This is a genomic window from Streptomyces sp. NPDC048277 (assembly GCF_040652235.1).
Classification (GTDB): Bacteria; Actinomycetota; Actinomycetes; order Streptomycetales; family Streptomycetaceae; genus Streptomyces.
Window position 1 is genome coordinate 737829 of the sequence record NZ_JBEZLQ010000001.1, and the last position, 24358, is coordinate 762186.

22 protein-coding genes and 1 pseudogene are annotated in these 24358 nt (G+C 69.0%); 15 read left to right on the forward strand and 8 right to left on the reverse strand.

The window, feature by feature from the left end; genetic code table 11:
* Positions 1-287 precede the first annotated feature (287 nt).
* Both AB0D85_RS03490 and AB0D85_RS03495 read left to right on the forward strand, forming a co-directional pair.
* Positions 288-1292, forward strand: a pseudogene (locus AB0D85_RS03490) (glycoside hydrolase family 18 protein); the annotation flags it as partial.
* Complete coding sequence (locus tag AB0D85_RS03495) at positions 1289-2278, forward strand: aminoglycoside phosphotransferase family protein (protein ID WP_362312920.1); 990 nt, start codon at positions 1289-1291, stop codon at positions 2276-2278. The pseudogene AB0D85_RS03490 and the gene AB0D85_RS03495, both read left to right, overlap by 4 nt.
* Here the strand turns inward: AB0D85_RS03495 and AB0D85_RS03500 are convergent.
* The 4 genes from AB0D85_RS03500 to AB0D85_RS03515 are packed head-to-tail and all read right to left on the reverse strand — an operon-like array spanning position 2253 to position 6135.
* Positions 2253-3029 (reverse strand): succinate dehydrogenase/fumarate reductase iron-sulfur subunit, encoded by a 777-nt coding sequence (locus AB0D85_RS03500; protein WP_362312922.1) that lies wholly within the window; start codon positions 3027-3029, stop codon positions 2253-2255. The genes AB0D85_RS03495 and AB0D85_RS03500 overlap by 26 nt on opposite strands.
* A complete protein-coding gene (locus AB0D85_RS03505; RefSeq protein ID WP_362312924.1) occupies positions 3026-4957 on the reverse strand; it encodes a fumarate reductase/succinate dehydrogenase flavoprotein subunit in 1932 nt (643 codons plus the stop codon). The genes AB0D85_RS03500 and AB0D85_RS03505 overlap by 4 nt, the downstream gene beginning before the upstream one ends.
* A 16-nt stretch (positions 4958-4973) precedes the next feature.
* Positions 4974-5795 carry a hypothetical protein gene (locus tag AB0D85_RS03510; protein ID WP_362312926.1) on the reverse strand — a complete coding sequence of 274 codons (822 nt, stop codon included), beginning with the start codon at positions 5793-5795 and terminating at the stop codon, positions 4974-4976.
* Between the two features lie 49 nt (positions 5796-5844).
* Positions 5845-6135 carry a hypothetical protein gene (locus tag AB0D85_RS03515; protein WP_362312927.1) on the reverse strand — a complete coding sequence of 97 codons (291 nt, stop codon included), beginning with the start codon at positions 6133-6135 and terminating at the stop codon, positions 5845-5847.
* A 344-nt stretch (positions 6136-6479) separates the two neighbouring features.
* Between AB0D85_RS03515 and AB0D85_RS03520 the strand changes: the two genes are divergently transcribed.
* From AB0D85_RS03520 to AB0D85_RS03555, 8 genes are all read left to right on the forward strand, one after another.
* Positions 6480-8711: an ABC transporter family substrate-binding protein gene (locus AB0D85_RS03520; RefSeq protein WP_362312929.1), complete on the forward strand. Its 2232-nt coding sequence runs from the start codon at positions 6480-6482 to the stop codon at positions 8709-8711.
* A gap of 226 nt (positions 8712-8937) precedes the next feature.
* A complete protein-coding gene (typA, locus tag AB0D85_RS03525) occupies positions 8938-10845 on the forward strand; it encodes a translational GTPase TypA (protein ID WP_362312930.1) in 1908 nt (635 codons plus the stop codon).
* Positions 10846-11477: 632 nt separating this feature from the next.
* A complete protein-coding gene (locus AB0D85_RS03530) occupies positions 11478-12518 on the forward strand; it encodes an ABC transporter permease (RefSeq protein WP_362312932.1) in 1041 nt (346 codons plus the stop codon).
* 101 nt (positions 12519-12619) lie between these two features.
* Entirely contained in the window at positions 12620-14422 is a 1803-nt protein-coding gene (locus AB0D85_RS03535; protein ID WP_362312934.1) for an ABC transporter substrate-binding protein, read from the forward strand.
* A gap of 106 nt (positions 14423-14528) precedes the next feature.
* On the forward strand, positions 14529-15506 hold the full coding sequence (locus AB0D85_RS03540) for an ABC transporter permease (RefSeq protein ID WP_362312936.1): 978 nt from the start codon (positions 14529-14531) through the stop codon (positions 15504-15506).
* A gap of 20 nt (positions 15507-15526) precedes the next feature.
* Positions 15527-16591 carry an ABC transporter ATP-binding protein gene (locus tag AB0D85_RS03545; RefSeq protein ID WP_362312938.1) on the forward strand — a complete coding sequence of 355 codons (1065 nt, stop codon included), beginning with the start codon at positions 15527-15529 and terminating at the stop codon, positions 16589-16591.
* 17 nt (positions 16592-16608) lie between these two features.
* The gene (locus AB0D85_RS03550; RefSeq protein WP_362312940.1) at positions 16609-17733 is read left to right on the forward strand and encodes a dipeptide ABC transporter ATP-binding protein; all 1125 of its coding nucleotides are present in this window, start codon (positions 16609-16611) and stop codon (positions 17731-17733) included.
* 199 nt (positions 17734-17932) lie between these two features.
* Entirely contained in the window at positions 17933-18319 is a 387-nt protein-coding gene (locus AB0D85_RS03555; RefSeq protein WP_362312942.1) for a hypothetical protein, read from the forward strand.
* Here the strand turns inward: AB0D85_RS03555 and AB0D85_RS03560 are convergent.
* Positions 18264-18950: an alpha/beta hydrolase gene (locus AB0D85_RS03560; RefSeq protein ID WP_362313495.1), complete on the reverse strand. Its 687-nt coding sequence runs from the start codon at positions 18948-18950 to the stop codon at positions 18264-18266. The genes AB0D85_RS03555 and AB0D85_RS03560 overlap by 56 nt on opposite strands.
* A 120-nt stretch (positions 18951-19070) precedes the next feature.
* On the opposite strand from AB0D85_RS03560, the gene AB0D85_RS03565 reads away from it, so the two are divergent.
* On the forward strand, positions 19071-20027 hold the full coding sequence (locus AB0D85_RS03565; protein ID WP_362312944.1) for a WYL domain-containing protein: 957 nt from the start codon (positions 19071-19073) through the stop codon (positions 20025-20027).
* Here AB0D85_RS03565 and AB0D85_RS03570 read toward each other — a convergent pair.
* Positions 19999-20784, reverse strand: coding sequence for a methyltransferase domain-containing protein (locus AB0D85_RS03570; RefSeq protein WP_362312945.1), 786 nt, complete (start codon positions 20782-20784; stop codon positions 19999-20001). The two genes, AB0D85_RS03565 and AB0D85_RS03570, sit on opposite strands and share 29 nt — an antisense overlap.
* Positions 20785-20868: 84 nt before the next feature.
* Between AB0D85_RS03570 and AB0D85_RS03575 the strand changes: the two genes are divergently transcribed.
* Positions 20869-21258, forward strand: coding sequence for a VOC family protein (locus AB0D85_RS03575; RefSeq protein WP_362312947.1), 390 nt, complete (start codon positions 20869-20871; stop codon positions 21256-21258).
* On the opposite strand, the gene AB0D85_RS03580 is transcribed toward AB0D85_RS03575, so the two are convergent.
* Complete coding sequence (locus AB0D85_RS03580; RefSeq protein WP_362312949.1) at positions 21246-21449, reverse strand: DUF397 domain-containing protein; 204 nt, start codon at positions 21447-21449, stop codon at positions 21246-21248. The genes AB0D85_RS03575 and AB0D85_RS03580 overlap by 13 nt on opposite strands.
* The gene (locus tag AB0D85_RS03585; protein ID WP_362312951.1) at positions 21446-22297 is read right to left on the reverse strand and encodes a helix-turn-helix transcriptional regulator; all 852 of its coding nucleotides are present in this window, start codon (positions 22295-22297) and stop codon (positions 21446-21448) included. The genes AB0D85_RS03580 and AB0D85_RS03585 overlap by 4 nt, the downstream gene beginning before the upstream one ends.
* Before the next feature lie 195 nt (positions 22298-22492).
* Between AB0D85_RS03585 and AB0D85_RS03590 the strand changes: the two genes are divergently transcribed.
* The 3 genes from AB0D85_RS03590 (at position 22493) to AB0D85_RS03600 (ending at position 24303) form a co-directional block, all read left to right on the forward strand.
* Positions 22493-22897: an ATP-binding protein gene (locus AB0D85_RS03590; RefSeq protein WP_362312953.1), complete on the forward strand. Its 405-nt coding sequence runs from the start codon at positions 22493-22495 to the stop codon at positions 22895-22897.
* A complete protein-coding gene (locus tag AB0D85_RS03595) occupies positions 22897-23769 on the forward strand; it encodes a hypothetical protein (RefSeq protein WP_362312955.1) in 873 nt (290 codons plus the stop codon). Before AB0D85_RS03590 ends, AB0D85_RS03595 begins: the two co-directional genes overlap by 1 nt.
* 240 nt (positions 23770-24009) lie before the next feature.
* Positions 24010-24303: a hypothetical protein gene (locus AB0D85_RS03600; protein ID WP_362312957.1), complete on the forward strand. Its 294-nt coding sequence runs from the start codon at positions 24010-24012 to the stop codon at positions 24301-24303.
* Positions 24304-24358: the final 55 nt, after the last annotated feature.

A 24358-nucleotide genomic window follows, 5' to 3' on the forward strand; every position in this document is an offset into this window, starting at 1 on the left:
CCCGGCCGTCACCGGAGGCCACCGACGGGCCGGAGCCCACTCGGCCGTCACCCGCAGCCGCCGACGAACCGGCCCCCGCGCGGCCGTCGCCCGCAGCCCCCGCCAGGCCGGCGTCGGCCCGGCCGTCACCCGAGCCCGCCGACGGGCCGGCCCCCGCCCAGGCATCACCCGCGGCCGCCGACGAGCCGGAGCCCGCCCCGGCGCCACCCGCGGCCGCCGACGCGTCGGAGCCCCCGCCGGGGCCACCCGCACCCGGCGACGAGAGTGGTACGGGTGGTGCGGGTGGGAGGACGGCCCGGAGTCGGTGGGTGCGGCGTGTTGGTCTCGGCGTCGTCCTGCTTCTGCTGCTTCCCCTCCTCATCGCCGAGACCGCCCTCCGCATCAACTACACCGGCGACCCGAAACCCGGCACCCACACCCGGAACAAGGACGCCCTCTGGCTCGGTCACGCCTGGGTCGACGGTCGTAGGACCGACGCCGACGTCACCGCCCTCGCCACCCGGCTCGCGGACACCGGCATACGCGACCTCTACGTCCATGCCGGACCACTGGAACACAACGGCACGCTGCCCAAATCGGCCTATCTCAAGGCCCGTTGGCTGATAACAGCCGTGCATCGAAAACTCCCCGGCGTCCGCGTCCAGGCCTGGCTCGGCGACGAGCTCGCGCCCGAGAAGCCGTACGCCATGCATCTGGAGCGGAGCGAGACCCGCGCCGCCGTGGTCGCGTCCGCCCGGCAGGTCGTCGGAGAGGGGTTCGACGGGGTCCACTTCGATCTGGAGCCCCTGCACTCCGGCGACCGGAACTACCTCGCCCTTCTCGACGCCCTGCGCCCGGTCACCCCGCTCCTCTCCGTCGCCGCACACCAGATCGACCCGCTCCCGGCCTTTCACTCCTTCTGGGGTACCGTCACCGGTCACCCCAAGTGGTGGTCGCAGGAGTATTTCGGGCAAGTCGCCCGCAGGGTGGATCAGATCGCGGTGATGTCGTACGACACCATGCAGCCGCTGCAGAGCCTGTACGGCGGGTACGTCGCCCAGCAGACCAGCCTCGCGATCGAGGTCACCCCGCCCGGGACCGATCTCCTCATGGGCCTGCCCTTCTACCGCGAGAACCGCTTCGGCCACTGGGCGCACGCCGAGACCGTGCCGGCGGCCGTGCGCGGAGTTCGGCTGGGACTGTCCCGGACGGACGCGGATCGCGCTAACTTCGGCGTCGCGCTGTACGTCGACTTCGCCGCCACCGAGGATGACTGGACCTCTTATCGGAAGGACTGGGTCCGTACGTCATGACAACCGCTCGTGCCCACCTCACCCGTGACGACCTCGCCCCGCTCGCCCGCGAGGCCCTCGGCCGTACCCCCGCCACCGTGACCCGGTTACGGGGCGGCTCCAAGAAAGGTGTCTACCGGCTCGCTCTGGACAACGGCAGGACCGCGATCGCGTACGTCTGGTCCCCGGAGGAGGACTACTGGGGCCCCGCCGACGCCGACATCCGCGACCCGTTCTCGCACGCCTCCGGTCTCGGCCTCTTCCTGTCGGCCCACGACCTGCTGACCGAACTCGGCGTGCGCACCCCCGCCCTGCTCTTCGCGGACGAGGACGCCGAGCACCTGCCCGCGTACGCGGCGGTCGTCGAGGACGTCCGGGGCGGCAGCCTGGAGATGATGCTGCGCAGCGACCCGGGCGCGGCGCGGGTGCCGCTGGCACGGCTGGCGGGGACGCTCGGCGTGCTCCGGGAGTGCGTGTCCTCCGGATACGGCAAGGCCGCCCTCGTGGCGGAGGGCGGCAAGCCGCGGGGCAACTCCTGCGAGCAGGTCGTCGCCGACCGCGCGGTGCACGACATCGCGGAGGTCGCCGAGCGGGACCCCCGGGTGCGCCGGGTCCGCAAGGCGCTGGCGGAGCGGGTGCACGAGCTCTACGACGCGGTCGAGCCGCGCGACCACGCCTCACTCGTGCACGGCGAACTCGGCCCGGACCACGTCCTGGTGACCGCGGAGGGCGATCCCGCGCTCATCGACATCGAGGGCCTGATGTACTTCGACGCCGAATGGGAGCACGTCTTCCTCCAGCTCCGCTTCGGGCCCGCCTACGACCTGCTGCGCGTCGCGGACCTCGACGAGGACCGCATGGAGCTGTACCGGCTCGCGATGCACCTGAACCTCGTCGCCGGGCCGCTGCGGCTGCTGGACGGCGACTTCCCGGAGCGCGAACCGATGCGGGAGATCGCCGAGTTCAACCTCCGGCGGGTGCTCAGCCTCCTGCCGGGCGCCTCCTGATCTTCGAGCCGAGCCATACCAGCGGGTCGTACTTGCGGTCCACGGCCCGCTCCTTCAGGGGGATCAGCGCGTTGTCGGTGATGTGGATGCCCTCGGGGCACACCTCCGTGCAGCACTTGGTGATGTTGCAGTAGCCGAGGCCGTGTTCGTCCTGGGCCGTGCGCTTGCGGTCCAGGCCGGAGGCGTCCGCCGCGTCCAGCGGGTGCATGTCCAGTTCGGCGACGCGCATGAGGAAACGCGGGCCCGCGAAGGCCGTCTTGTTCTCCTCGTGGTCACGCACGACATGGCAGGTGTCCTGGCACAGGAAGCACTCGATGCACTTGCGGAACTCCTGCGAGCGGTCCACGTCCTCCTGGAACATCCGGTACTCGCCGGGGGCGACCCCGGCGGGCGGCACGAACGCCGGTACCTCCCTGGCCTTCTGGTAGTTGAAGCCGACGTCCGTGACCAGGTCGCGGATGACCGGGAAGGCGCGCAGCGGGGTGACCGTGATGGTCTCGTCCTGCTCGAAGACGGACATCCGGGTCATGCACATCAGACGCGGGCGGCCGTTGATCTCCGCCGAGCACGAACCGCACTTGCCCGCCTTGCAGTTCCAGCGGACGGCCAGGTCGGCGGCCTGGGTGGCCTGGATGCGGTGGATGATGTCGAGGACCACCTCGCCGTCGTTCACCTCGACCTTGAAGTCCTCCAGGCCGCCGCCCTCGACGTCGCCCCGCCACACCCGGAAGTGGGCCGTGTAGCCGCTCATTCGTACAGCTCCTCTTCGGCGAGGTACTTGACCAGCTCTTCCTTCTCGAAGAGGGCGAGCAGGTCGGCTCGGATGGGGTCGGTCGTCTCGCGGGTGAGGTCGATCTGGCCGCGCTCCGGATCGGTGGCGGCCAGTCCGCCGGTGGGGTCGGCCAGCCGGCAGAGCAGGTTGACGGGGCGCCAGCGGCGGTCCATCGTCGGGTGGTCCTCGCGGGTGTGCCCGCCGCGCGACTCGGTGCGCTCCAGGGCGGCGCGGGCCACGCACTCGCTGACCAGCAGCATGTTCCGCAGGTCCAGGGCGAGATGCCAGCCGGGGTTGAACTGGCGGTGCCCCTCCACGCCGGCCCGGCGCGCCCGGACCCGCAGCCCGGCGAGCCGTTCCAGGGCCTGCTCCATCTCGCCCTCCCGGCGGATGATGCCGACCAGGTCGTTCATGGACCGCTGGAGCTCCTGGTGGAGGGTGTACGGGTTCTCCGGCGGGCCGGACTCGGGTTCCTGGCCCTCCGCCGAGAACGGCCGCAGCGCCTCGGCCGCCGCCGAGTCGACCTGGTCGTCGTCCACCTCCGGCCGGGCGTCGAGGCCGTCCGCGTACTCGGCCGCGTGCCAGCCCGCCCGGCGCCCGAACACCAGCAGGTCGGACAGGGAGTTGCCGCCGAGCCGGTTGGAGCCGTGCATTCCGCCGGCCACCTCACCGGCCGCGAACAGCCCCGGTACACCGCGCGCGGCGGCGGTGTCGGAGTCCACCGCGACCCCGCCCATCACGTAGTGACAGGTCGGCCCGACCTCCATCGCCTCCGCCGTGATGTCGACGTCCGCCAGCTCCTTGAACTGGTGGTACATGGAGGGCAGCCGGCGCCGGATCACCTCGGCCGGCATCCGCGTCGACACGTCCAGGAAGACCCCGCCATGCGGGGAGCCGCGGCCCGCCTTCACCTCGGAGTTGATCGCGCGGGCGACCTCGTCGCGGGGGAGCAGCTCCGGGGGACGCCGGTTGTGGTCCGGGTCCTCGTACCAGCGGTCGCCCTCCTCCTCGGACTCGGCGTACTTCTCCTTGAAGACGTCCGGGATGTAGTCGAACATGAACCGCTTGCCCTCGGAGTTCCTGAGCACCCCGCCGTCGCCGCGCACCGACTCGGTGACCAGGATGCCCTTCACGGAGGGCGGCCAGACCATGCCCGTCGGGTGGAACTGCACGAACTCCATGTTGAGCAGGGGCGCCCCGGCCAGCAGGGCGAGCGCGTGCCCGTCGCCGGTGTACTCCCACGAGTTCGACGTCACCTTGAAGGACTTGCCGATGCCACCGGTCGCGATCACGACGGCGGGGGCTTCGAGCACGAAGAAACGGCCGCTCTCGCGCTCGTACGCGAAGACGCCGCTGACCCGGGAGCCGTCCTTGAGGATCCGGGTGACCGTGCACTCCTGGAACACCTTGAGCCGGGACTCGTAGTCACCGGTCTCGCGGTGGTCCTCCTGCTGGAGGGAGACGATCTTCTGCTGCAGGGTCCGGATCAGTTCGAGGCCGGTGCGGTCGCCGACGTGCGCGAGGCGCGGGTACTCGTGGCCGCCGAAGTTGCGCTGGGAGATCTTCCCGTCCTTCGTGCGGTCGAACAGGGCGCCCCAGGTCTCCAGCTCCCAGACCCGGTCCGGGGCCTCCTTGGCGTGCAGCTCGGCCATCCGCCACTGGTTGAGGAACTTGCCGCCGCGCATGGTGTCCCGGAAGTGGACCTGCCAGTTGTCGTGCTCGTTGACGTTGGCCATGGCCGCGGCGATGCCGCCCTCGGCCATCACCGTGTGCGCCTTGCCGAACAGCGACTTGCAGATCACCGCCGTACGGGCGCCCCGCTCGCGCGCCTCGATCGCGGCGCGCAGACCGGCGCCGCCGGCCCCGACCACGACCACGTCCCACTCCTGGCGGTCGACCACGGTCATCAGTAGGCCCCACTCATTAGAAGAATCGCGGATCGTCGAAGACACCGGACGCGAGCAGATAGACGTAGAAGTCGGCGAGCGCCACGCTCACCAACGACGCCCAGGCGAGCTGCATGTGCCGGTTGTTGAGCCGGCCGACGAACTGCCACGCCTTGTAGCGCACGGGGTGTTTGGAGAAGTGCTTGAGCTTGCCGCCGACGATGTGCCGGCAGGAGTGGCAGGAGAGCGTGTACGCCCAGATCAGCACGATGTTGACCAGGAAGACCAGGGTGCCGAGGCCCATGTGGCCCCAGTTCTCGTGGGTGTCCCGGAAGGAGAGGACCGTGTCGTAGGTCAGCACGCAGGCGACCAGGAGGGCGAAGTAGAAGAAGTACCGGTGGACGTTCTGCAGGATCAGCGGGAAGCGGGTCTCACCGGTGTACTTCGCGTGCGGCTCGGCCACCGCGCAGGCGGGCGGGGACGCCCAGAAGCTGCGGTAGTACGCCTTGCGGTAGTAGTAGCAGGTCAGGCGGAAGCCCAGCGGGAAGATCAGGATGATGATCGCCGGGGAGATCGCCCACCAGCTGCCGAACAGGTCGGCGTTCGGGCCGGACGGCATGTTCTTGCAGTTCTCGGCCAGACACGGCGAGTAGAACGGCGAGACGTACGGCGCCGAGTAGTAGTGCGCGTTCGAGAAGGCCCGCCACGTCGAGTAGACGACGAACGCGAACAGACCGGCCGCGGTGACGGCGGGTGCCAGCCACCAGCGGTCGGTCCGCAGGTGCGGGGCGGAGATCGCGGCGCGCGTACGGGCTCGTACGCCGCCGCTGTTCGGATGTGGTTCCGTACCAGTGGCCAACGGATGACTCCGGTCGGGTCGGGGGTCGGGTGGCCTGCGGGCGGCGCTCCTACGGTGCGCGCCGGTCGCGGGCGCCGAGACCCTCGTCGTCCGTGTCCGTCCACAGGTTGATGTCGTACGGATCGTCGGAGATGGTGACGAGTTCGGGGCGTTTGCCGGGGGCGCCGGTGTCGGCCGTCTCCCTCAGCAGTGCCACGCTCTCGCGCAGGTGATCGGCGTCGGCGCGGACGCGGCGCATCTCCAGTCCGCCGCTCCCGAGCTGCTGCTCCAGGCGGCCGACGGACCGGTTCAGGTCCTCCAGGCAGCGCTGGACTGACGTCAGGTCGTCGTGCACGGACATGACGTGACCTCACTTCCACGGACTTCTTGGTCCAAGGCGGCAACGTTCATGCGCCTGCGAGTGTTGCGCGTCACACCTACTGATGTGAAGGCATGTGCAGCGATTGGCGGATTGCACACCTCCGACGCACGCCCGCACGCGCTCTGTTTGCGCCGGGGAGGACGTCGGCGTTGCGCCGCACGGGTGGCCTTTGGCAGCCCCCGCCGCCGTGTCGTCCCCAGCCGACGGACCCCGTCCATTTCAGTGGGGTCCGTACTTCTGACGTACATGTGATCAACTCCAAAATACCCCCAAACGTGAACAGACCCCACCCGTGTCACCGGGCCACACGGAGGTAAGCAGAGATGTCTCACCACGGCGTCGAATCGCGCCCCGAAGGGGCGCGGGGAACTGCGCGACCAGCCACGACGGCGCCGCAGAAGAACGACGGCCCATCCCGGCGCCACCAGCGGAGCGCCCTCGCCCTGCTCGCCGCGGGCGCACTCGCCGTGCCCCTCCTCGCCGGCTGCGGTGGCGGCGACGACGAGGGCAGCAAGCCGCTCGCCGCACAGGACATCGCGGCGGTCGCCCGGGACGCGGTCGCCGAGGGCGGCACGCTGAAGATGGCCGTGGACGCCGTACCGGAGACCTTCAACACCTTCCAGGCCGACGCCGACGCGGGCACCACCCGGGTCGCCCAGGCCGTCCTGCCGTCGATGTTCACCATCGACCGCGCCGGCACACCGGTCCGCAATCCCGACTACCTGGAGTCCGCGAAGGTCATCGAGACCGAGCCGCGCCAGGTCGTCCTCTACAAGCTCGACCAGCGGGCCGTCTGGAGCGACGGCCGGGAGATCGGCGCCGCCGACTTCGCCGCCCAGTGGCGCGCCCTGTCCGGCAAGGACTCCGCCTACTGGACCGCCCGCAACGCCGGCTACGACCGCATCGCCAAGATCGAGCGCGGCGCCAACGACCTGGAGGTCCGGGTCACCTTCGACCGGCCCTACGCCGACTGGAAGTCGCTGTTCTCCCCGCTGTACCCGAAGGACGTCATGGGCACCCCGGACGCCTTCAACGACGGCGCCCGCCGCAAGCTCACGGTCACCGCGGGCCCCTTCCGGGTCGACAAGGTCGACACCGCGAAGAAGGACGTGGTCCTCACCCGCAACCCGCGCTGGTGGGGCCGCCCGGCCAAGCTCGACGAGATCGATCTGCACGCCGTGTCCCGCGACAAGCGGGCCTCCGCGCTCGCCGACGGCACGGTCGACGTCGCCGACATCGACGCCTCCGAGGCCGAGCGGATCATCATCGCCGGCCGCGAGAAGGGCACCGGCCTGCCGCTGCAGGGAGCCGGGAAGACCTCCGCCAAGAAGCTGCGCTCCTGGGCGATCGACCTCGGCATGGACGAGGAGCAGCTGCCCGACGGGCCCAAGAAGCTCGGCAGGACCATCGCGAAGTGGCTGGAGCAGCAGCACGAGCTGCGCGACTTCGACGTCCGCAAGTCACTGGAGCCCGCCTACACCCAGCTCGCCCTGAACGGCTCCGAGGGCCCCCTCGCCGACGAGCGGGTACGGCGGGCCGTCGCCCGCGCGCTCGACCGCGCGGCGCTCGCCAAGCTGGTGCTCACCCCGCTGGGGCTGCCCGCCGTGCCGGTCGGCAGCCACGTCGCCCTCTCCGGACAGCCCGCCTACACGGACAGCAGCGGGTCGATCGGCGGCCTCGACACCCACGAGTCGCAGGCGCTGCTCGCCGACGCCGGGTGGGTGGCCGGAGGCCCGATCAAGAACGCCGGCAAGGTGGCCGGCGCGGAGGGCGAGAAAGGTGAGAAAGGCAACACGGGAGACAAGGGGGACAAGGGCGAGGAGTCCCAGGGCGGGCAGGACGGGCAGTACATCGTGGGGGAGGACGACAAGGGGCCCGACGGCAAGGACACCCGCGACCACCAGAAGGACCACGCGCACGGTGCGCCGGGGGCGTACGCGCCGAAGGGCACGGCCGCACCCAGGGGCGCGGGGGCCCCGGCCGGTCCGCTGGCCAAGGACGGCAAGGCGCTGACCCTGCGGTTCGTGCTGCCGTCGGGGCCGGGGTCCGAGACGCTGCAGAACGTCGGCGCGCACATCACGCAGATGCTGGCGGCGGTCGGGATCCAGACCGAGATCACCAACGTCTCCGACGAGAGCTACTTCAAGGACCACATCGCGTCCGGACAGTACGACCTCGCGCTGTACTCGTGGCCGGCGTCCGCGTTCCCGGCGACGGACGCGCGGCCGATCTACGCGAAGCCGGTGGTGGCCGCGGACGGGTCGCTGAACGTCGAGCAGAACTACACGAGGGTCGGCACCGACCAGGTGGACCAGCTCTTCGACCAGGCGCTGGGGTCGCTGGACGAGGGCGAGGCGGACGGGCTGCTGCGGAAGGCGGACTCGCGGATCTGGGCCTCGGCCGGGTCGCTGCCGCTGTACCAGAGGCCGCAGATCGTGGGGGTGCGGAAGGGGCTGGTGAACGTGGGGGCGTTCGGGTTCCAGACGCCTGTCTACCAGGACATGGGGTTCCTGAAGAAGGGGGCGAGGGTGTCGGCGAGCCCGACGAAGGGGTAGGGCGGCTGGGTTTCGCGGCCGGGTGCGGGTGGATTGTGGCTGGTCGCGCCCACGCGGCGGAGCCGCATGTTGATACCGCCCGCGCCCCTTCGGGTTGGCCCAGCGAGCCTCAGTTACAAAGGGCACGTAACATGGGGTGAGGCCGTGGCGTGTCAAGCCCGGCAGGCCCGCGTCACACGGACGTACGCAGCAGGGCCTTCTCACCACTCCGGGAGTACGCCGCACTATGGCCACGCGCCACGACATCCGCAACGTCGCCATCGTCGCCCACGTCGACCACGGCAAGACGACCCTCGTCGACGCCATGCTGAAGCAGGCCGGTGCCTTCGCCGCGCACGCCGCCGAGTCGCTCGACGACCGAATGATGGACTCGAACGACCTGGAACGTGAGAAGGGCATCACGATCCTGGCCAAGAACACGGCCGTGAAGTACCACCCGAAGGATGGCGGCGACGTCATCACCATCAACATCATCGACACCCCGGGCCACGCCGACTTCGGTGGCGAGGTCGAGCGCGGTCTGTCGATGGTGGACGCGGTGGTCCTGCTGGTCGACGCCTCCGAGGGCCCGCTGCCGCAGACCCGCTTCGTGCTGCGCAAGGCGCTGCAGCAGCGCCTGCCCGTCATCCTGTGCATCAACAAGACGGACCGGCCGGACTCGCGCATCGACGAGGTCGTCAACGAGACCTACGACCTCTTCCTCGACCTCGACGCCGACGAGGACCAGATCGAGTTCCCGATCGTCTACGCGTGTGCGCGTGACGGCGTGGCCTCGCTGACCAAGCCGGAGGACGGCACCGTCCCGGCCGACAGCGACAGCCTGGAGCCGTTCTTCTCCACGATCCTCTCCCACGTCCCGGCTCCCGAGTACGACGAGGCGGCCCCGCTCCAGGCGCACGTCACCAACCTGGACGCCGACAACTTCCTCGGCCGTATCGCGCTGCTCCGCGTCGAGCAGGGCGAGCTGCGCAAGGGCCAGACCGTCACGTGGATCAAGCGTGACGGCACGATGTCCAACGTGCGCATCACCGAGCTGCTGATGACCGAGGCGCTCACCCGCAAGCCCGCCGAGGTGGCGGGCCCGGGTGACATCTGCGCGGTCGCCGGTATCTCGGACATCATGATCGGCGAGACCCTCGCCGACACCGAGAACCCGATCCCGCTGCCGCTGATCACGGTCGACGAGCCGGCCATCTCGATGACCATCGGCACGAACACCTCGCCGCTGGTCGGCCGGGGCGGCACCGGCAAGGGCGCCGACAACAAGGCCGCGGTCAAGGACCGCAAGGTCACCGCCCGCCAGGTCAAGGACCGCCTGGACCGCGAGCTGATCGGTAACGTCTCCCTCCGTGTGCTGGACACCGAGCGTCCGGACGCCTGGGAGGTCCAGGGCCGTGGTGAGCTGGCGCTCGCCATCCTGGTCGAGCAGATGCGCCGCGAGGGCTTCGAGCTGACCATCGGCAAGCCGCAGGTCGTCACGAAGCAGGTCGACGGCAAGACGTACGAGCCGGTCGAGCGCATGACGATCGACGTGCCCGAGGAGCACATGGGCGCGGTCACGCAGCTCATGGGCGTCCGCAAGGGCCGGATGGACAACATGTCCAACCACGGCTCGGGCTGGGTCCGCATGGAGTTCGTGGTCCCGTCCCGCGGTCTCATCGGCTTCCGTACCGAGTTCCTGACGCAGACCCGCGGCACGGGTATCGGGCACTCCATCCACGAGGGCCACGAGCCCTGGTTCGGTGCCCTGCAGACCCGTAACAACGGCTCCCTGGTCGCCGACCGCTCCGGTGCCGTCACCGCGTTCGCGATGACGAACCTCCAGGAGCGCGGTGTGCTGTTCACCGACCCCGGCACCGAGGTGTACGAGGGCATGATCGTCGGCGAGAACTCGCGCTCCGACGACATGGACGTGAACATCACCAAGGAGAAGAAGCTCACGAACATGCGGTCGTCCTCGGCCGACTCGTTCGAGGCGATCGTCCCGCCGCGCAAGCTCTCCCTGGAGCAGTCGCTGGAGTTCTGCCGTGACGACGAGTGCGTCGAGGTGACCCCGGAGGCCGTTCGCATCCGCAAGGTGAACCTGGACGCCCGCGAGCGGGCCCGCGCCGCCAGCCGCGCCAAGCACGGCTGATCGCAGGACACCTGAGCCCGGGCACCCCCATGATGGGGGTGCCCGGGCTTTTTGCAACCCATTTTCGGGTAACCGGGTGTGAGCGACCTTCGGTCAGTGTCCGAAATGCGGAGATCCCCGCCCGATAGCCATGTAACAAGTCCGTTTCGTGGCCTTCTCGCGTCGAACAGTTTGTCCAGTTTTTGGAAGAACTTCGCGTCAGCTGTGACTGAATTGAGATTTAAAGACGGTGGTCGGCAGTCTGGCTCATGGCAGATAGTTAGCCGCGTAGCGCTCGGGTCAATGGGTCTCGCGCTGTGGGGACAGCGCCCGACTCACGAGCATCAGGGGGTGTCTGACCCTCCGTCAGGGGTGTCGGAGGGTATGGACGGAAACCTCCTGTTGGTGAACACGTGAAGTCATGAGGAGGAACTCCCATGCGTGGTGTCACGAACACCAGGTGGGTCGCACTCGCGCCATCAGGTCAGTCCTGTTCCGACTGTTCGTCCGGCGACCGTTTCTGAGGATCCGTCAGGCCGTGTAGCGCGGCCGTTCGACTACGCGCGTCCGACTGCGGTTTCCCGCCGCTTCGCCGTGCGTTCCTCGGGCTACCCGGAAGCCCCCCACATCCACACCTGTGAAACGGACGAACAGTGACCAGTCCTATCGACATCGAGGACGGCGGAACCTCGGTCGTCGCCGAGGGCGAACCAGCGCCCCCGGCGAAGCCGGGAGCGGAGACACTCGAAGGCCGGTCCCCCGGCCGGCTGATGTGGATCCGCTTCAAACGCGACCGTACCGGCGTCGTCTGCGCGATCATCGTGATCGCCTACTTCGTGATCTCCCTGGCGGCCCCGCTCCTGACCAAGCTCTCCGGCACCAACCCGTACACGCTGTACGGCCAGGACCCGACCTACGCGGACAAGCCGATCCTGGACGAATTCGGGCTGCCGCTCGGCTACTTGGGCGGCGTCTCGGGCGACCACTGGTTCGGCGTCGAGCCGCAGTACGGCCGTGACCTGTACGCCATGCTGCTGTACGGCATGCGGACCTCGCTCTACATGGCGCTCGGCATCACCGTGCTGGTCATGGCCACGGGCATCGTCATCGGCCTGATCGGCGGCTACTTCGGCGGCCGTACCGACTACTGGCTCGGCCGCGTCACGGACTTCTTCCTGTCCTTCCCGCAGCAGCTGTTCTTCATCGCCTTCATGCCCGTGGTGACCTCGTTCTTCGTCGATCCCCGCGAGGAGACGCCCACCTACTTCCGGGCCCTGGCCATCCTGATCGTGCTGTGGCTGCTGGGCTGGATGGGCATGGCGCGCATCGTCCGCTCCACCGTACTGTCCCTGCGGGAAAGGGAGTTCGTCGAGGCGGCCCGGGTCTCGGGAGCCTCGCCCTGGCGGATCGTCCGCAAGGAGATCCTGCCGAACGTCGTGACGCCGATCCTGGTGCAATTCACGTACCAGCTTCCCAGCACCATCCTCAGCATCGCCTTCCTCTCGTTCGCCGGTGTCGGGTTCGTCGAGCCCACCCCGGACTGGGGACGCCTCTTCGCGGCCGGCGCCCAATACGCCGAGCAGGACCCCGCGTTCATGTTCTTCCCGGGCGTCGCACTGGTGATCTTCGTGCTGAGCTTCAACCTCCTCGGAGACTCCGTTCGGGATGCGTTCGACCCCAAGTCCGGGCGATAGGACGTCCCTTGGGTGGGGGTGGCTGCCGCCCCCCGTCGGTCTCACGGCCGGCGCCCGGCAGCACTCAGGGATCACAACCGACTAATAGGTGGATTCGCCACATGATGTCTCATCGCTCACTGCTGTCCCGAAGAGCGCGCACCCTGGTGGTCGCCGTCGCGGCCGGCTCCCTCGCGCTCACCGCCTGCTCCAAGAACACCGGCGGGAACTCCGGCACCGACTCCAAGAAGGACCAGAAGGAGGCCTCCGTCCAGTCCAAGGCGGTCACCTACCTCGGCGCGGCCGACTCCACCGGCCCCGCCAAGGACGTGGCCGGTGCCAAGAGCGGCGGCACGATCCAGATCTACCAGGAGACGCCGCTGACCCACCTGGACCCCGGCCAGATCTACGTCTCCGACGCCGGCCAGATCGCCAACCTGCTCTTCCGCCGGCTGACCCAGTTCCAGGAGGACGACAAGGGCAACGTCTCGGTCGTCGGCGACCTCGCCACCGACTCCGGGAAGTCCTCCGACGGCGGCAAGACCTGGACCTTCACCCTGAAGGACGGGGTCAAGGACCAGAACGGCAACGTGATCACCTCCGCCGACGTCCGGCACAGCGTCGAGCGGCTGTACGCGAAGTTCATCTTCGACGGTCCGACCTATCTGCAGACCTGGCTGAGCGGCGCCGACTACCGCAAGGCGCTGCCCGACGGCGGCTTCGGCTCCAAGCACCTGCCGGCCTCGGTGCTGGACACCCCGGACGACAAGACGGTGGTCTTCCACTTCGACACCCCGCGCCCGGACCTCCCGCAGACCCTCGCCATGGCGGGCTACGCCATCGTGCCGGCCAAGACCGACACCAAGGCCAACTACGACAAGGCCCCGGTCGCCACCGGCCCGTACAAGATCGCCTCGTCGAAGTCCGGCAAGTCCCTCGTCCTGGTCAAGAACAGCGACTGGGACCCGAAGACCGACTCCGTGCGCCACCAGTACGTGGACGGCTTCAACTTCGCCTTCGGCATCACCGAGTCCACCCAGACCAAGCGGCTCATCGCCGACCAGGGCGACTCCAAGGACGCCATCCAGTTCACCGGCAGCGTCGACGCCACCCAGATCCAGGACGTCGTCAAGAACACCGAGACGTACAAGCGGACCGTCAAGGGCTACCAGCCGTACGTCATGACCCTCACCTTCAACCTGGACCGGGTCAAGGACAAGAAGGTCCGCGACGCCATCACCTACGCGGTCAACTCCAAGTCCCTGATCGCCGGCGAGGGCGGTGCGTACGGCGGTGACGTCGCCCCCAACCTGTTCGCGCCGACCCTGCCGGGCTACGAGGCGACGTACGACCCCTACGGCCGGCTGAAGACCCCGCAGGGCAACATCGCCAAGGCCGAGGAGATCCTCAAGAGCGTCCCGGCGGCCGAGAAGAAGGTCGTCTTCGCCTACGCCAACACCGAGGCGGGCCAGCGCCGCAAGGTCGCCATCGAGGACGCCCTCACCAAGGTCGGCTTCAACGTGGTCTCCAAGGAGGTCGACGGGGCCAGCTACTACGAGCAGATCGGCAAGCTCGACAACCCGTACGACCTGTACATCACCGGCTGGGGCCAGGACTGGCCGTCGCCGGGCACGGTCGTCACGCCGATCTACGACGGTGACCAGGTCGCCGACGGCTCCGCGAACTACTCGCACATCAACGACCCCAAGGTCCAGGAACTGATCAAGAAGGCCCTCACCCAGCAGCCGACCGAGGCCGCGAAGACCTGGCGCGAGGCGCACCACTACATCCTGGAGAAGGTCAACCCGGCGGCCCCGCTCTGGTACACCAAGCAGCTCCAGCTGTTCGGCTCCAACATCGGCGGTGCCCGCTACAGCAGCGTCTCCAGCTACATCGACGTCACCCGGCTCTACCTGAAGTCGTAGGCAACGGCTCCGGTGCCGCGGAGGCGTACCCCCCGGTGCGCCTCCGCGGCCCTGCGCGAACCCCCCAACCGTCCTTGCCGTCCTTGCAGAGAGCAGCCAGGCCGTCATGATCCAGTTCATCGTCCGGCGCACGGTGGGCGCCGCCGTCACCCTGTTCCTCATCGGCGCCGCCACGTTCTTCCTCTTCGTGGCCGCCCCCTCCGACTACGCCTCCCTCGCCTGCGGCAAGGACTGCACCCCGGCCCGCCTGGCGGACATCCGGGAGGCACTGGGACTCAACCTGCCGCTGGCCCAGCAGTTCTGGGACTTCATGTCCGGGATCGTGATGGGCCGTGACTTCCCGACCGGCCACTGCCCGGCCCCGTGCCTGGGCGTGTCGTTCTACTCGGGCGACATGGTCTGGAGCACCATCATGGACCGCTTCCCGCTCACCCTGACGCTGACCGTCGGCGGAGCGGTCGTCTTCCTGATCGTGGGCGTCGGCGCGGGCATGATCGCCGCCTATCGCCGGGGCACGTACATCGACAAGTTCGCCACCGGCGCCTCGATGGTGCTCAGCTCCTTCCAGATCTACTTCCTCGGCCCGATCGTCCTGACCGTCCTCGTCTACAGCACCGGCTGGATGGAGGACCCCAAGTACGTGCCGATCACGCAGGACCCGGTCGGCTGGTTCGTCGGGATGTCGATCCCGGTCTGCGTGATGGCGACCATCTTCACCGCCCAGTACACCCGTATGGCCCGCTCCTCGATGATCGAGCAGCTCGCCGAGGACCATGTCCGCACCGCCAAGGCCAAGGGCATGTCCCGCAAGTACGTCTTCTTCCGCTACGCCTGGCGCGGCTCGCTCATCCCGATCGTCACCGTGCTCGGCATCGACGTCAGCGCGATGCTCGGCGGTGCGGTCGTCACCGAACTGACCTTCTCCCTCCAGGGGATCGGCCGACTCGCGGTGGACGGCGCGGTCAACAAGGACCTGCCGCTGACGATGGGCGTGATGCTCTTCGGTGCCTTCTTCATCCTGGTCATCAACATCTTCACCGACATCACGTACGCGTGGATCGACCCGCGCATCCGCCTCTCTTAGGACCCTTAGGAAGCGACACCGTGACCACAGTGACCAAACCCGAGGGCGCCCCGGCGGCGAACGCGCCGGACGGCTTCCTCTCGGTCCGCGATCTCCAGGTGACGTTCTCCACGGAGGACGGTCCCGTGAAGGCGGTCGACGGGCTCTCCTTCGACCTGGCGCGCGGCAGGACCCTCGGCATCGTCGGCGAGTCCGGCTCCGGCAAGTCCGTCACCAACCTGACGATCCTCGGCCTGCACAACCCGCTGTTCACGAAGACCGACGGCGAGATCGTGCTCGACGGCAAGGAGCTGATCACCGCCACCGAGCGGGAGATGGAGCAGCTGCGCGGCAACCGCGCCGCGATGATCTTCCAGGACCCGCTCACCGCGCTGTCGCCGTTCTACACGGTGGGCCGGCAGATCGCCGAGCCCTACATGAAGCACCGGCGGGTCTCCAAGAAGGCCGCCTGGGAGCGTGCCGTGGAGATGCTCGCCAAGGTGGGCATCCCCAACCCCCGGGAACGGGCGAGGGACTACCCCCACCAGTTCTCCGGCGGTATGCGCCAGCGCGCGATGATCGCGATGGCCCTGGTCTGCGACCCCGACCTCCTCATCGCCGACGAACCGACCACGGCCCTGGACGTGACGGTCCAGGCGCAGATCCTGGACCTGCTGAAGGACCTGCAGCAGGAGTTCGGATCGGGCATCATCTTCATCACCCACGACCTGGGGGTGATCGCCGACATGGCCGACGACATCATGGTGATGTACGCGGGGAACGCGGTGGAGCGGGGCACGGTGGACCAGGTCCTCCGCGCACCCCAGCACCCGTACACCTGGGGCCTGTTGAACTCGATGCCGCGCCTGGACTCCGACCTGTCCACCCCGCTGAGCCCCATCCCGGGCAGCCCGCCCTCCCTGCTGCACCCGCCCTCCGGCTGCCGCTTCCACCCGCGCTGCACCTTCCAGGACCGGGTGGCGGGCGCCGGCCGCTGTGTGAACGAACGCCCGCTGCTGGGCCCCGACCGCGCCTCCGCCTGCCATCTGACGGCGGACCAGAAGCGCACCATCTTCCTCGAAGAGATCAAACCCCGACTGGCCTAGGCCTTGGAGGACACGTCATGACAGAGGACACGGTCCTCCCGGCTCCGCGCGAGCAGGCCACCGTCGGGGAACCGCTCCTCGAGGTCTCCGGACTCACCAAGTACTTCCCGGTCAAGGGCGGTTTCCCGATCAAGCGGACCGTCGGACACGTCCAGGCCGTGGACGGCGTCGACCTGACCGTACGGGTGGGGGAGAGCTTCGGCCTGGTCGGCGAGTCCGGCTGCGGCAAGTCCACGACCGGCCGCCTGATCACCCGGCTCCTGGAGCCGACGAGCGGCTCGATCGCGTACCGGGGCCAGGACATCAGCCACGCGTCGCGCAGGCAGATCGCCCCGATCCGCTCCGAGATCCAGATGATCTTCCAGGACCCCTACTCGTCCCTCAACCCGCGCCAGACGGTCGGAAAGATCATCTCGGGTCCGATGGAGATCAACGACATCAACCCGGCGGGCGGCAGGGAGAAACGTGTCCGCGAACTCCTGGAGATCGTCGGCCTCAACCCCGAGCACTACAACCGCTTCCCGCACGAGTTCTCCGGCGGCCAGCGCCAACGCATCGGCGTGGCACGGGCGTTGGCCCTGGAACCGAAGCTGATCGTCGCGGACGAGCCGGTCTCCGCCCTGGACGTCTCCATCCAGGCGCAGGTGGTGAACCTGCTCCAGCAGGTCCAGAGGGAACTCGGCATCGCCTTCCTCTTCATCGCCCACGACCTGGCGGTGGTACGGCACTTCTCGCAGCGCGTCGCGGTGATGTACCTCGGAAAGATCATCGAGGTCGGCGACCGGGAGGCGATCTACACCCGCCCCCGCCACCCCTACACCCACGCCCTCCTCTCGGCCGTACCCGAGGTCAACCTCACGGACGACGACGCCGAATCACCCGGCCGCGAGCGCATCCGCCTGGCCGGTGACGTCCCGTCCCCGATCTCCCCGCCCTCCGGCTGCCGTTTCCGCACGCGCTGCTGGAAGGCCCAGGACAAGTGCGCGGCGGAGGAACCCCCGCTGGTCCAGATCTCGGGCAACCGCGAGGGCCACCTGACGGCCTGCCACTTCCCGGAGGAGCCGACGACGGAGGCCCGGGACGAGGACATCGTCCTGGACCCGGCACTGGCGGCGCTGGAGGAGGGGACGGGGGCGGAGTAGACGGAGCCGGCAGAGGCGGGGCAGGCGGTTCGGCAACGGCCGTTTCCGGCCTCTTGGCGCCTTTGCATAGGATCAGCCCTGGTAGGGGTACGCACAGCTGCTCGCCGCGCGTACCCCGCCCTGCTCTACAACGGCATCCGACCTACAACACCATGGGCGACGCGTGACGAGCCGCGTGACGGGCCCGGAGAAGAAAGACATGAAACTCCCGTCCCGGACGAGGGGCGTGATTCTCGCCCTGGCCTACCTGGCAGTGGTGTTCGGCCTCGACTATCTGGGCGTCGAACGCGGCCTGGACGCCGCGACCGTCGTCCTCACGGTCATCACCTTCCCCTCAGGCGTCCTGACGACGGTCCTGTTCCTGTTCGGTGCGGTGAGCTTCGGCTACGACGACTTCAGCTCCGGCCCGGACACGTACGCGCCGTCGGTCCACGCCGTCGCAGGCATCGTCCAGGTCGCCCTGTTCGGAGCGGCGCTACGGGCACTCCGGAGGTGCCGGAACGAGGACGCCGGGCCGGGGGACGGGGTCGTCAGGCCGGGCCCGCTGCCGTATCCAGGATCCGGGCCAGATCGGCGGGCCGGGTGACCATGGGCCAGTGGCCCGAGTCGATGTCGGCGAAGTCGACGTGCTTGGCACGGGCGAGCTCAGGGACGTCACCGGCGCTGATCCACTCCTGAGCCTGCGCGGCGGTGAACTCGGGACACACGACCACGACCGGGACGTCGAACCGCCGTTCGTCGGTCAGCCGCACCACGCCCTTGGCCACGCCCGCGGGCACCGGGATCGCGGCGGCTGCCAGCTCCCGCCTGGCTGTGTCGTCGAGGTCCACGGAGTCGGGCCCCTCGAACGGCTCCCAGCCGGGGAAGGGCATCACCCCGTCGCTCACCTCGAAGAAGTCGGCGTACGGCTGCCCGTCGCCCGTCGGGAAGCCGCCGATGAGGACGACCTTGGCCAGCCGTTCCGGCCGCCGGTCGGCGGCCAGCCAGGCCAGTGCACAGGCCGCGGAGTGCCCCACCACCAGAGGCCGGCCGGGCGCCGCGTCCACCGCGGCGAGCACCGCCGCCACCTGGTCGTCGAGCGTGGCGGACACGGAGCCGTCCCCCTGGCCCGGAAGAGTGAGCGGCACGGGGCGGTGCCCGAGCGGCTCCAGCGCGGACGCGACGTCGCCCCACACGGATCCGTCCAGCCACAGGCCGCCGATGAGCAGGATGTCCATGGTCACTTCCCCTTCTCCGGCTTCAACGGGCCTCACCGTAGGAGGAGATCCGGACGATCCACTGCCGGATTGTCCGGCGGCCGTCCACGGCAACCCGGCGGAGCGGATTAGCCTGCTGCCGTGCCGAACGATCTCAGCCCCACCGCGCGAGCGCTACGCACCCTGGAGATCCTCCAGGCCCGCCCCGGTACGACGGCCGGCGAACTCGCCGTGCGGCTGGGCGTCACGGAGCGGGCCGCACGCCGGTACGTCGGGATCCTGCGCGAGGCCGGTATCCCCGTGGAGTCGGCCCGCGGACCGCACGGGGGGTACCGGCTGGGGCGCGGCACCCGACTGCCCCCGGTCCATTTCACGCAGGCCGAGGCGCTCGGCCTGGTGATGGCGGTGCTCGGCCGCCGGCCGGCCGACGCCGACGACCTGGTCTCCACCGCCCTGGGCAAGGTCGTCAAGGCGCTGCCGGAGAACGTCGGCCGCCAGGCGGCCATGCTGCGCGAGTACGCGTCGGCCGCGCCCGACCCGTACTCGACGCTCCCCGATCCGGCCGTCACCAGCGAACTCGTCGACGCCGTCGCGGCTCGGCGCCGGGTGTCGGTCAGCTACCGCAGCGAGGCCGGCGACGAGTGGGAGGCGGAGGTGGACCCCTGGTCCCTCGTCGTCCGTTACGGGCGCTGGTACCTGCTGTGCCATTCCCATCGCGCGGACGCGATCCGCACCTATCGGGTCGACCGGGTCCGCGCGGTCCGACAGACCGGACACGGGTTCGATCCGCCCAAGGACCTGGACCCGGTCGCGGCGCTGGAGGAGAACCTGGGCCTCGGCTGGGAGTTCCCCACTCGCGTGCTCTTCGACGCCCCCCTGACCGAGGTGGCCCCGTGGATCCGGCCGCCCATGGGGCGGCTGGAGCCCCTCGGGGAACGGTGCGTGCTGGTCGGCAGCACCCGCAACCCCGACATGTACGCGCAGGAATGGCTGGCGAGGGTGCCGTTCGCCTTCGGCGTCGAGGGCGGGGAGGAACTGCGTGCCGCGGTCGCGGCGCTGGGGGCGCGCTTCACCGCCGCGGCGGCGGACCGGCCGTGACCGGGCCCTTCGGACCCTGGGCGTGCCGCGCGACGGTGATGATCTCGGGGCTGCCGGAGGTGACCGGCCCGCGCGCCCAATCGCCGTACTGCTCGGTGGCCTTCAGTCCGGCTGCGGCGAGGAAGCCGGAAAGGGCCTCGGGTGCGAGGAAGCGCAAGGTGGCCCGGCTGACCCGGGGGCCGTCCCAGGGGCCGCCCTCGAAGGTCTCCGTGAAGGTGACCCGGTCGCCGACCGGAGGGCCGAGCACTTCATGCCGGACGCTCACGGTCGAGCCGTCGTCGGCGGTCACCTCGTGCGCGCGGTCGGGGGTCCAGCTCTCCCAGGCGCGAACGGCCGGGTTGCGGGTCTCGAAGACGAAGCGGCCGGTGGGGGAGAGAGCTGTCCGTACGGCGGTCAGCGCCTCCCGCAACTCCTCGTCACCGAGCAGCACTTGGAAGGCGTGACCGGTCATCACGACGAGCTCGAAGCCGGCGCCGTCCCAGAGCCGGGCGCGGAGGTCGCCGAGGATCCATTCGACGGTCGGATCGGTCCGCCGGCCCTGTACGAGCATCGCGGCGGCCGGATCGAGCCCCGTGAGCCGCCCGCGGTGCCCTTCGCGGCGCGCCCGGCGCAGCAACTGCCCGGTCCCGCAGCCGACATCGAGTACGGACCCGGCGGACATCACCAGGTCCAGGTAGAAGTCGTCACCCGGCCCCCACGGGTTGAGGCTGTCGTAGAGCGCGGCGAGCGAGAGATCCGCGAACGAATGATCGACCACCGCGGCAGTGTGGCACATGATGTTGAACGAGGGGTCAGGAACGGCTTTCTTCTTGAACTCCCATCAACTTCCTTTGGAGTGGCAGTGCTTCACCACATAGAGCTCTGGGTGCCGGATCTCGCCCGGGCGACGGAGTCCTGGGGCTGGCTGCTGACCGCCCTCGGCTGCGAGCCGTACCAGAACTGGCCGGAGGGGAGGAGCTGGCGGCGCGGGGAGACGTACGTCGTCGTCGAGGAGTCGGCGGCGATGCGGAGCGGGGTGCGGCACGACCGTATGCGGCCGGGCCTGAACCACCTGGCGTTCCACGTCCCGGACCGTGCGACGGTCGACGCGCTGACGAAGGACGCCCCGGCGCACGGCTGGACTCTCCTCTTCCCGGCCCGCCATCCGCACGCCGGCGGACCGGACCACTACGCGGCCTACCTGGAGAACGAGGACGGCTTCGAGGTGGAACTGGTGGCTCAGGAGGGATGAGCGGTTCTGAGTGCCTGGAGGAAGGGGGCAAAGGCGGTGGCGGGGAACGTGAGGACGCCGGCGGCTGGGGCTTTGGAGTCGCGGATGGATATGCGGGTGGGGCGGTGGGCGACCTCGACGCAGTTGTTGCCGTCGCCGCTTCCGGAGTAGGACGACCTCCGCCAGTTGCCAGGAGTCACGATGTGCCTCACAGCTCTTTCGCCAGGTTGTGGATGAAGTCATACGACCGCTCGGGGCCGAGAGACGCAGACTCCACCTTACGGAAGAGCGTTCGAAACGCACCGAGTTGAGCTTCGGAATCGATGAACCCCGCACCATGCGGCGCGTCGCGCACCGCTGTGTCCAACTGGGAGACGGTGCCACCCGCGTACATCATGGCGTTCGTGGCTCCGGCGAAGCCGTCCAGGTCGAACGGAATGACCCGCACGGTGATATGGGGCGCCTCGGAGAGCTCCAGGATGCGGTCGAGCTGAGCGCGCGCGGCTGCGCGGTCACAGACCCTGATGCGTAGGGCCGCCTCGTGGATTACGGCCTCGTAGGGGACACAGGCCGGTTCCTCGATGACGACCTTCCGTTCCATGCGGTGACGGACACGTAGCTCAAGGTCGTTCTCGGGGAGTTCGGGGACACGGTACGAGAAAATGGCGCGGGCGTAGTCCTCCGTCTGGAACAGGCCGGGGACGTGCAGGAACTCCACGTCGAGCCGATACGAGGAGTGGTACTCCAGATCGGCGAGATCCAGGAACGACGTCGGCAGCAGTCCCCGGTACTCCTCCCACCAGCCGCGGGTCCGCTCGGTCGCCATCGCCACCAACGCCTCGATCAACCCGGCATCCGTACAGGAGTAATGGGCGGCGAGTCGCCGTACACGCTCCTCGCTCACGCCCGCAGTACCGAACTCGATCTGGCTGATCTGCGCCGAGTCCGTCCCGAGCAATGCGGCGGCCTCAAGCCCCTTGAGCCCTGCGGCCTCGCGAAGTTTACGCAGCTCGGAACCCAGGCGCGCCTGACGTGCCGTGGGCTGTTTCCTGCGTGTCACGTCTTCCCCCTCGCCGCGAACTGCCGCGGAGCAGAACCTCGTTCGAGGGGAAGATTACGGCAGCGACTTGCGTCGTCCCAAATTGTGTCTCTACTGTCGGTGACGTAACGAATACGCTGCGGAAGTGCACCGCATCGTCATGCGGCGATGCCACCGCTCCTGAAATCCCCCCACCATCACCGGAGTTGACGACCCATGCCCGAAACCTGGGACTACACGCTCTCCATCCCCAACGACCTCAGAGCCGTGACGATCTGCCGCCGCACCCTCCGGCTGATCCTGACGATGCACGGCCTGATCGGTCTCGCCGACACGGCAGAACTGCTCGCCGCAGAGCTGGTGTCCAACGCCGTACGGCATACGAAGGGGCCGGCCGCGCTGAGGGTCCGGCGCTCCCCGGAGGGTGTCGTGTGGATCGGTGCGTGGGATACGGACCCCGTGCCTCCGGAGCCCCCTGGGTCGTTGGAGCGGGTGACGGATCTGGAGGCCGGGCGGGGGTTGGGGTTGGTGGTGGCGTGTGCGGACTGCTGGGGCTGGCAGCCGTCGTCCCGGTTCGGGGACCGGGGCAAGTACGTGTGGTGTGAATTGGGGGTGGCGTGATGGTGGGGTCGGCGCACGAGGCGTTGCATCGGATCTTCCAGAAGGATCCGACGCTGTTGACCAACGCCTTGCAGAAAGTGCTGGGCGTCGAGTTTCCCGAGCCTCGGGAGATCGCGGCGATGAACGTGGACTTGACGGAGATCGAGCCGGTCGAGCGTCGGGTGGACACGTTGCTGCGGGCGGAGACGGAGGCAAAGACGTATCTGCTGGTCGTCGAGTCGCAGGGAAAGATGGACGACAGGAAGCGGGGGAGCTGGCCATACTACCTGTCGTATTTGCATGAGAAATACCGGTGTGAGCCGGTGCTGATCGTGATCACGCAGAACAGTGCGACGGCGGAGTGGGCGTCGCGCCCCATCCAGCTGGGCTTCCCGGGGTGGGAGTCGCTGATCGTGCGTCCGTTGGTGTTGGGGCCGGACAACGTGCCGGTGATCGCGGACGAACGGGAGGCGGTGGCGGATCCATCCCTCGCGGTTCTGTCGGCCATGACGCACGGCAAGGGGCGGAACGCGGCGGCCATACTGGAATCGGTGGCAGCAGCCCTGAAGACCCTTGACGGTGACAGTGCCGCGGCCTTCGCGCAGTTCGTCGACTCGTGCCTGGCTGACTCCCGGGCGAAGCAGATGTGGAGGGACCTGATGACGGACATCCAGTACTTCTGGCGGCATCCGCTGGCGGAGCAGGTGCGCGAGGAGGGGCGTGTGGAGGATCGCCGGGAGGTGGTCCTGCACATTTTGCAATGGCGTGGCATCGCTGTGTCGGACGTCGTGCGTGAGCGAGTGAATGCCTGTACGGACCTGGGCCGACTGCAGGGCTGGTCCCAGCGTGCGATGCACGTCACGGACGCTGCGGAGCTGTTCGTTGAGGAGTGACGGTTGGGGCCGCTCGCTTCCCGGGCAGTGTCGTGCTTCTGCGAGCCGTAAGGGCGCTACCACGGTAAGAAGCGAGCGGGCGCCCCGGAAGAGCGGGGTCTTGGCCGGGGTCTGCGGGGCGATGCGTGCTGCGTGCTCGCCGCCGGCTGGCGGGCGCGGGCGCGTCTCACATGTACGCCGACCGGGTTCGGCAGCCGGTGGACGGTTGGTGGCCTGGCGAAGCGAATGCTGAGGAGTCAGGTGACGGGGATTCAGTACTTCTGGCGTCATCCGTTGGCGGAGCAGATGCGTGAGGAGGGGCGGGATGAGGCCTACAGGCAAGCATGGGAAGAGGGCTGGAAAGAAGGTTGGCAGCAGGGGCGTATTGAGGCACGGGCCGAGATGGTTCTGAAGGTCTTGGAGTGGCGTGGCATCTCGGTTGGCGCCGGAGTTTGTGCACGGGTGGCGGACTGCGGGGAGCTGGACCTGCTTCAGGTCTGGCTGCGGCGCGCCCTGCACGTAGAGGATGCCGCGGAGATCTTCCTCGACGTATGAGAAGGGCCCGCACCCGGGGAGGTGCGGGCCCTTGCTCCCCTGGAGCGGACGTTCA

Excerpts from the sequence above, each read along its gene's own strand:
- AB0D85_RS03495 (WP_362312920.1), top strand. The coding sequence starts at position 1,289 with ATGACAACCGCTCGTGCCCACCTCACCCGTGACGACCTCGCCCCGCTC.
- AB0D85_RS03500 (WP_362312922.1), bottom strand. The coding sequence starts at position 3,029 with ATGAGCGGCTACACGGCCCACTTCCGGGTGTGGCGGGGCGACGTCGAG.
- AB0D85_RS03505 (WP_362312924.1), bottom strand. The coding sequence starts at position 4,957 with ATGACCGTGGTCGACCGCCAGGAGTGGGACGTGGTCGTGGTCGGGGCC.
- AB0D85_RS03515 (WP_362312927.1), bottom strand. The coding sequence starts at position 6,135 with ATGTCCGTGCACGACGACCTGACGTCAGTCCAGCGCTGCCTGGAGGAC.
- AB0D85_RS03520 (WP_362312929.1), top strand. The coding sequence starts at position 6,480 with ATGTCTCACCACGGCGTCGAATCGCGCCCCGAAGGGGCGCGGGGAACT.
- typA (WP_362312930.1), top strand. The coding sequence starts at position 8,938 with ATGGCCACGCGCCACGACATCCGCAACGTCGCCATCGTCGCCCACGTC.
- AB0D85_RS03535 (WP_362312934.1), top strand. The coding sequence starts at position 12,620 with ATGATGTCTCATCGCTCACTGCTGTCCCGAAGAGCGCGCACCCTGGTG.
- AB0D85_RS03540 (WP_362312936.1), top strand. The coding sequence starts at position 14,529 with ATGATCCAGTTCATCGTCCGGCGCACGGTGGGCGCCGCCGTCACCCTG.
- AB0D85_RS03550 (WP_362312940.1), top strand. The coding sequence starts at position 16,609 with ATGACAGAGGACACGGTCCTCCCGGCTCCGCGCGAGCAGGCCACCGTC.
- AB0D85_RS03555 (WP_362312942.1), top strand. The coding sequence starts at position 17,933 with ATGAAACTCCCGTCCCGGACGAGGGGCGTGATTCTCGCCCTGGCCTAC.
- AB0D85_RS03560 (WP_362313495.1), bottom strand. The coding sequence starts at position 18,950 with ATGGACATCCTGCTCATCGGCGGCCTGTGGCTGGACGGATCCGTGTGG.
- AB0D85_RS03590 (WP_362312953.1), top strand. The coding sequence starts at position 22,493 with ATGCCCGAAACCTGGGACTACACGCTCTCCATCCCCAACGACCTCAGA.
- AB0D85_RS03595 (WP_362312955.1), top strand. The coding sequence starts at position 22,897 with ATGGTGGGGTCGGCGCACGAGGCGTTGCATCGGATCTTCCAGAAGGAT.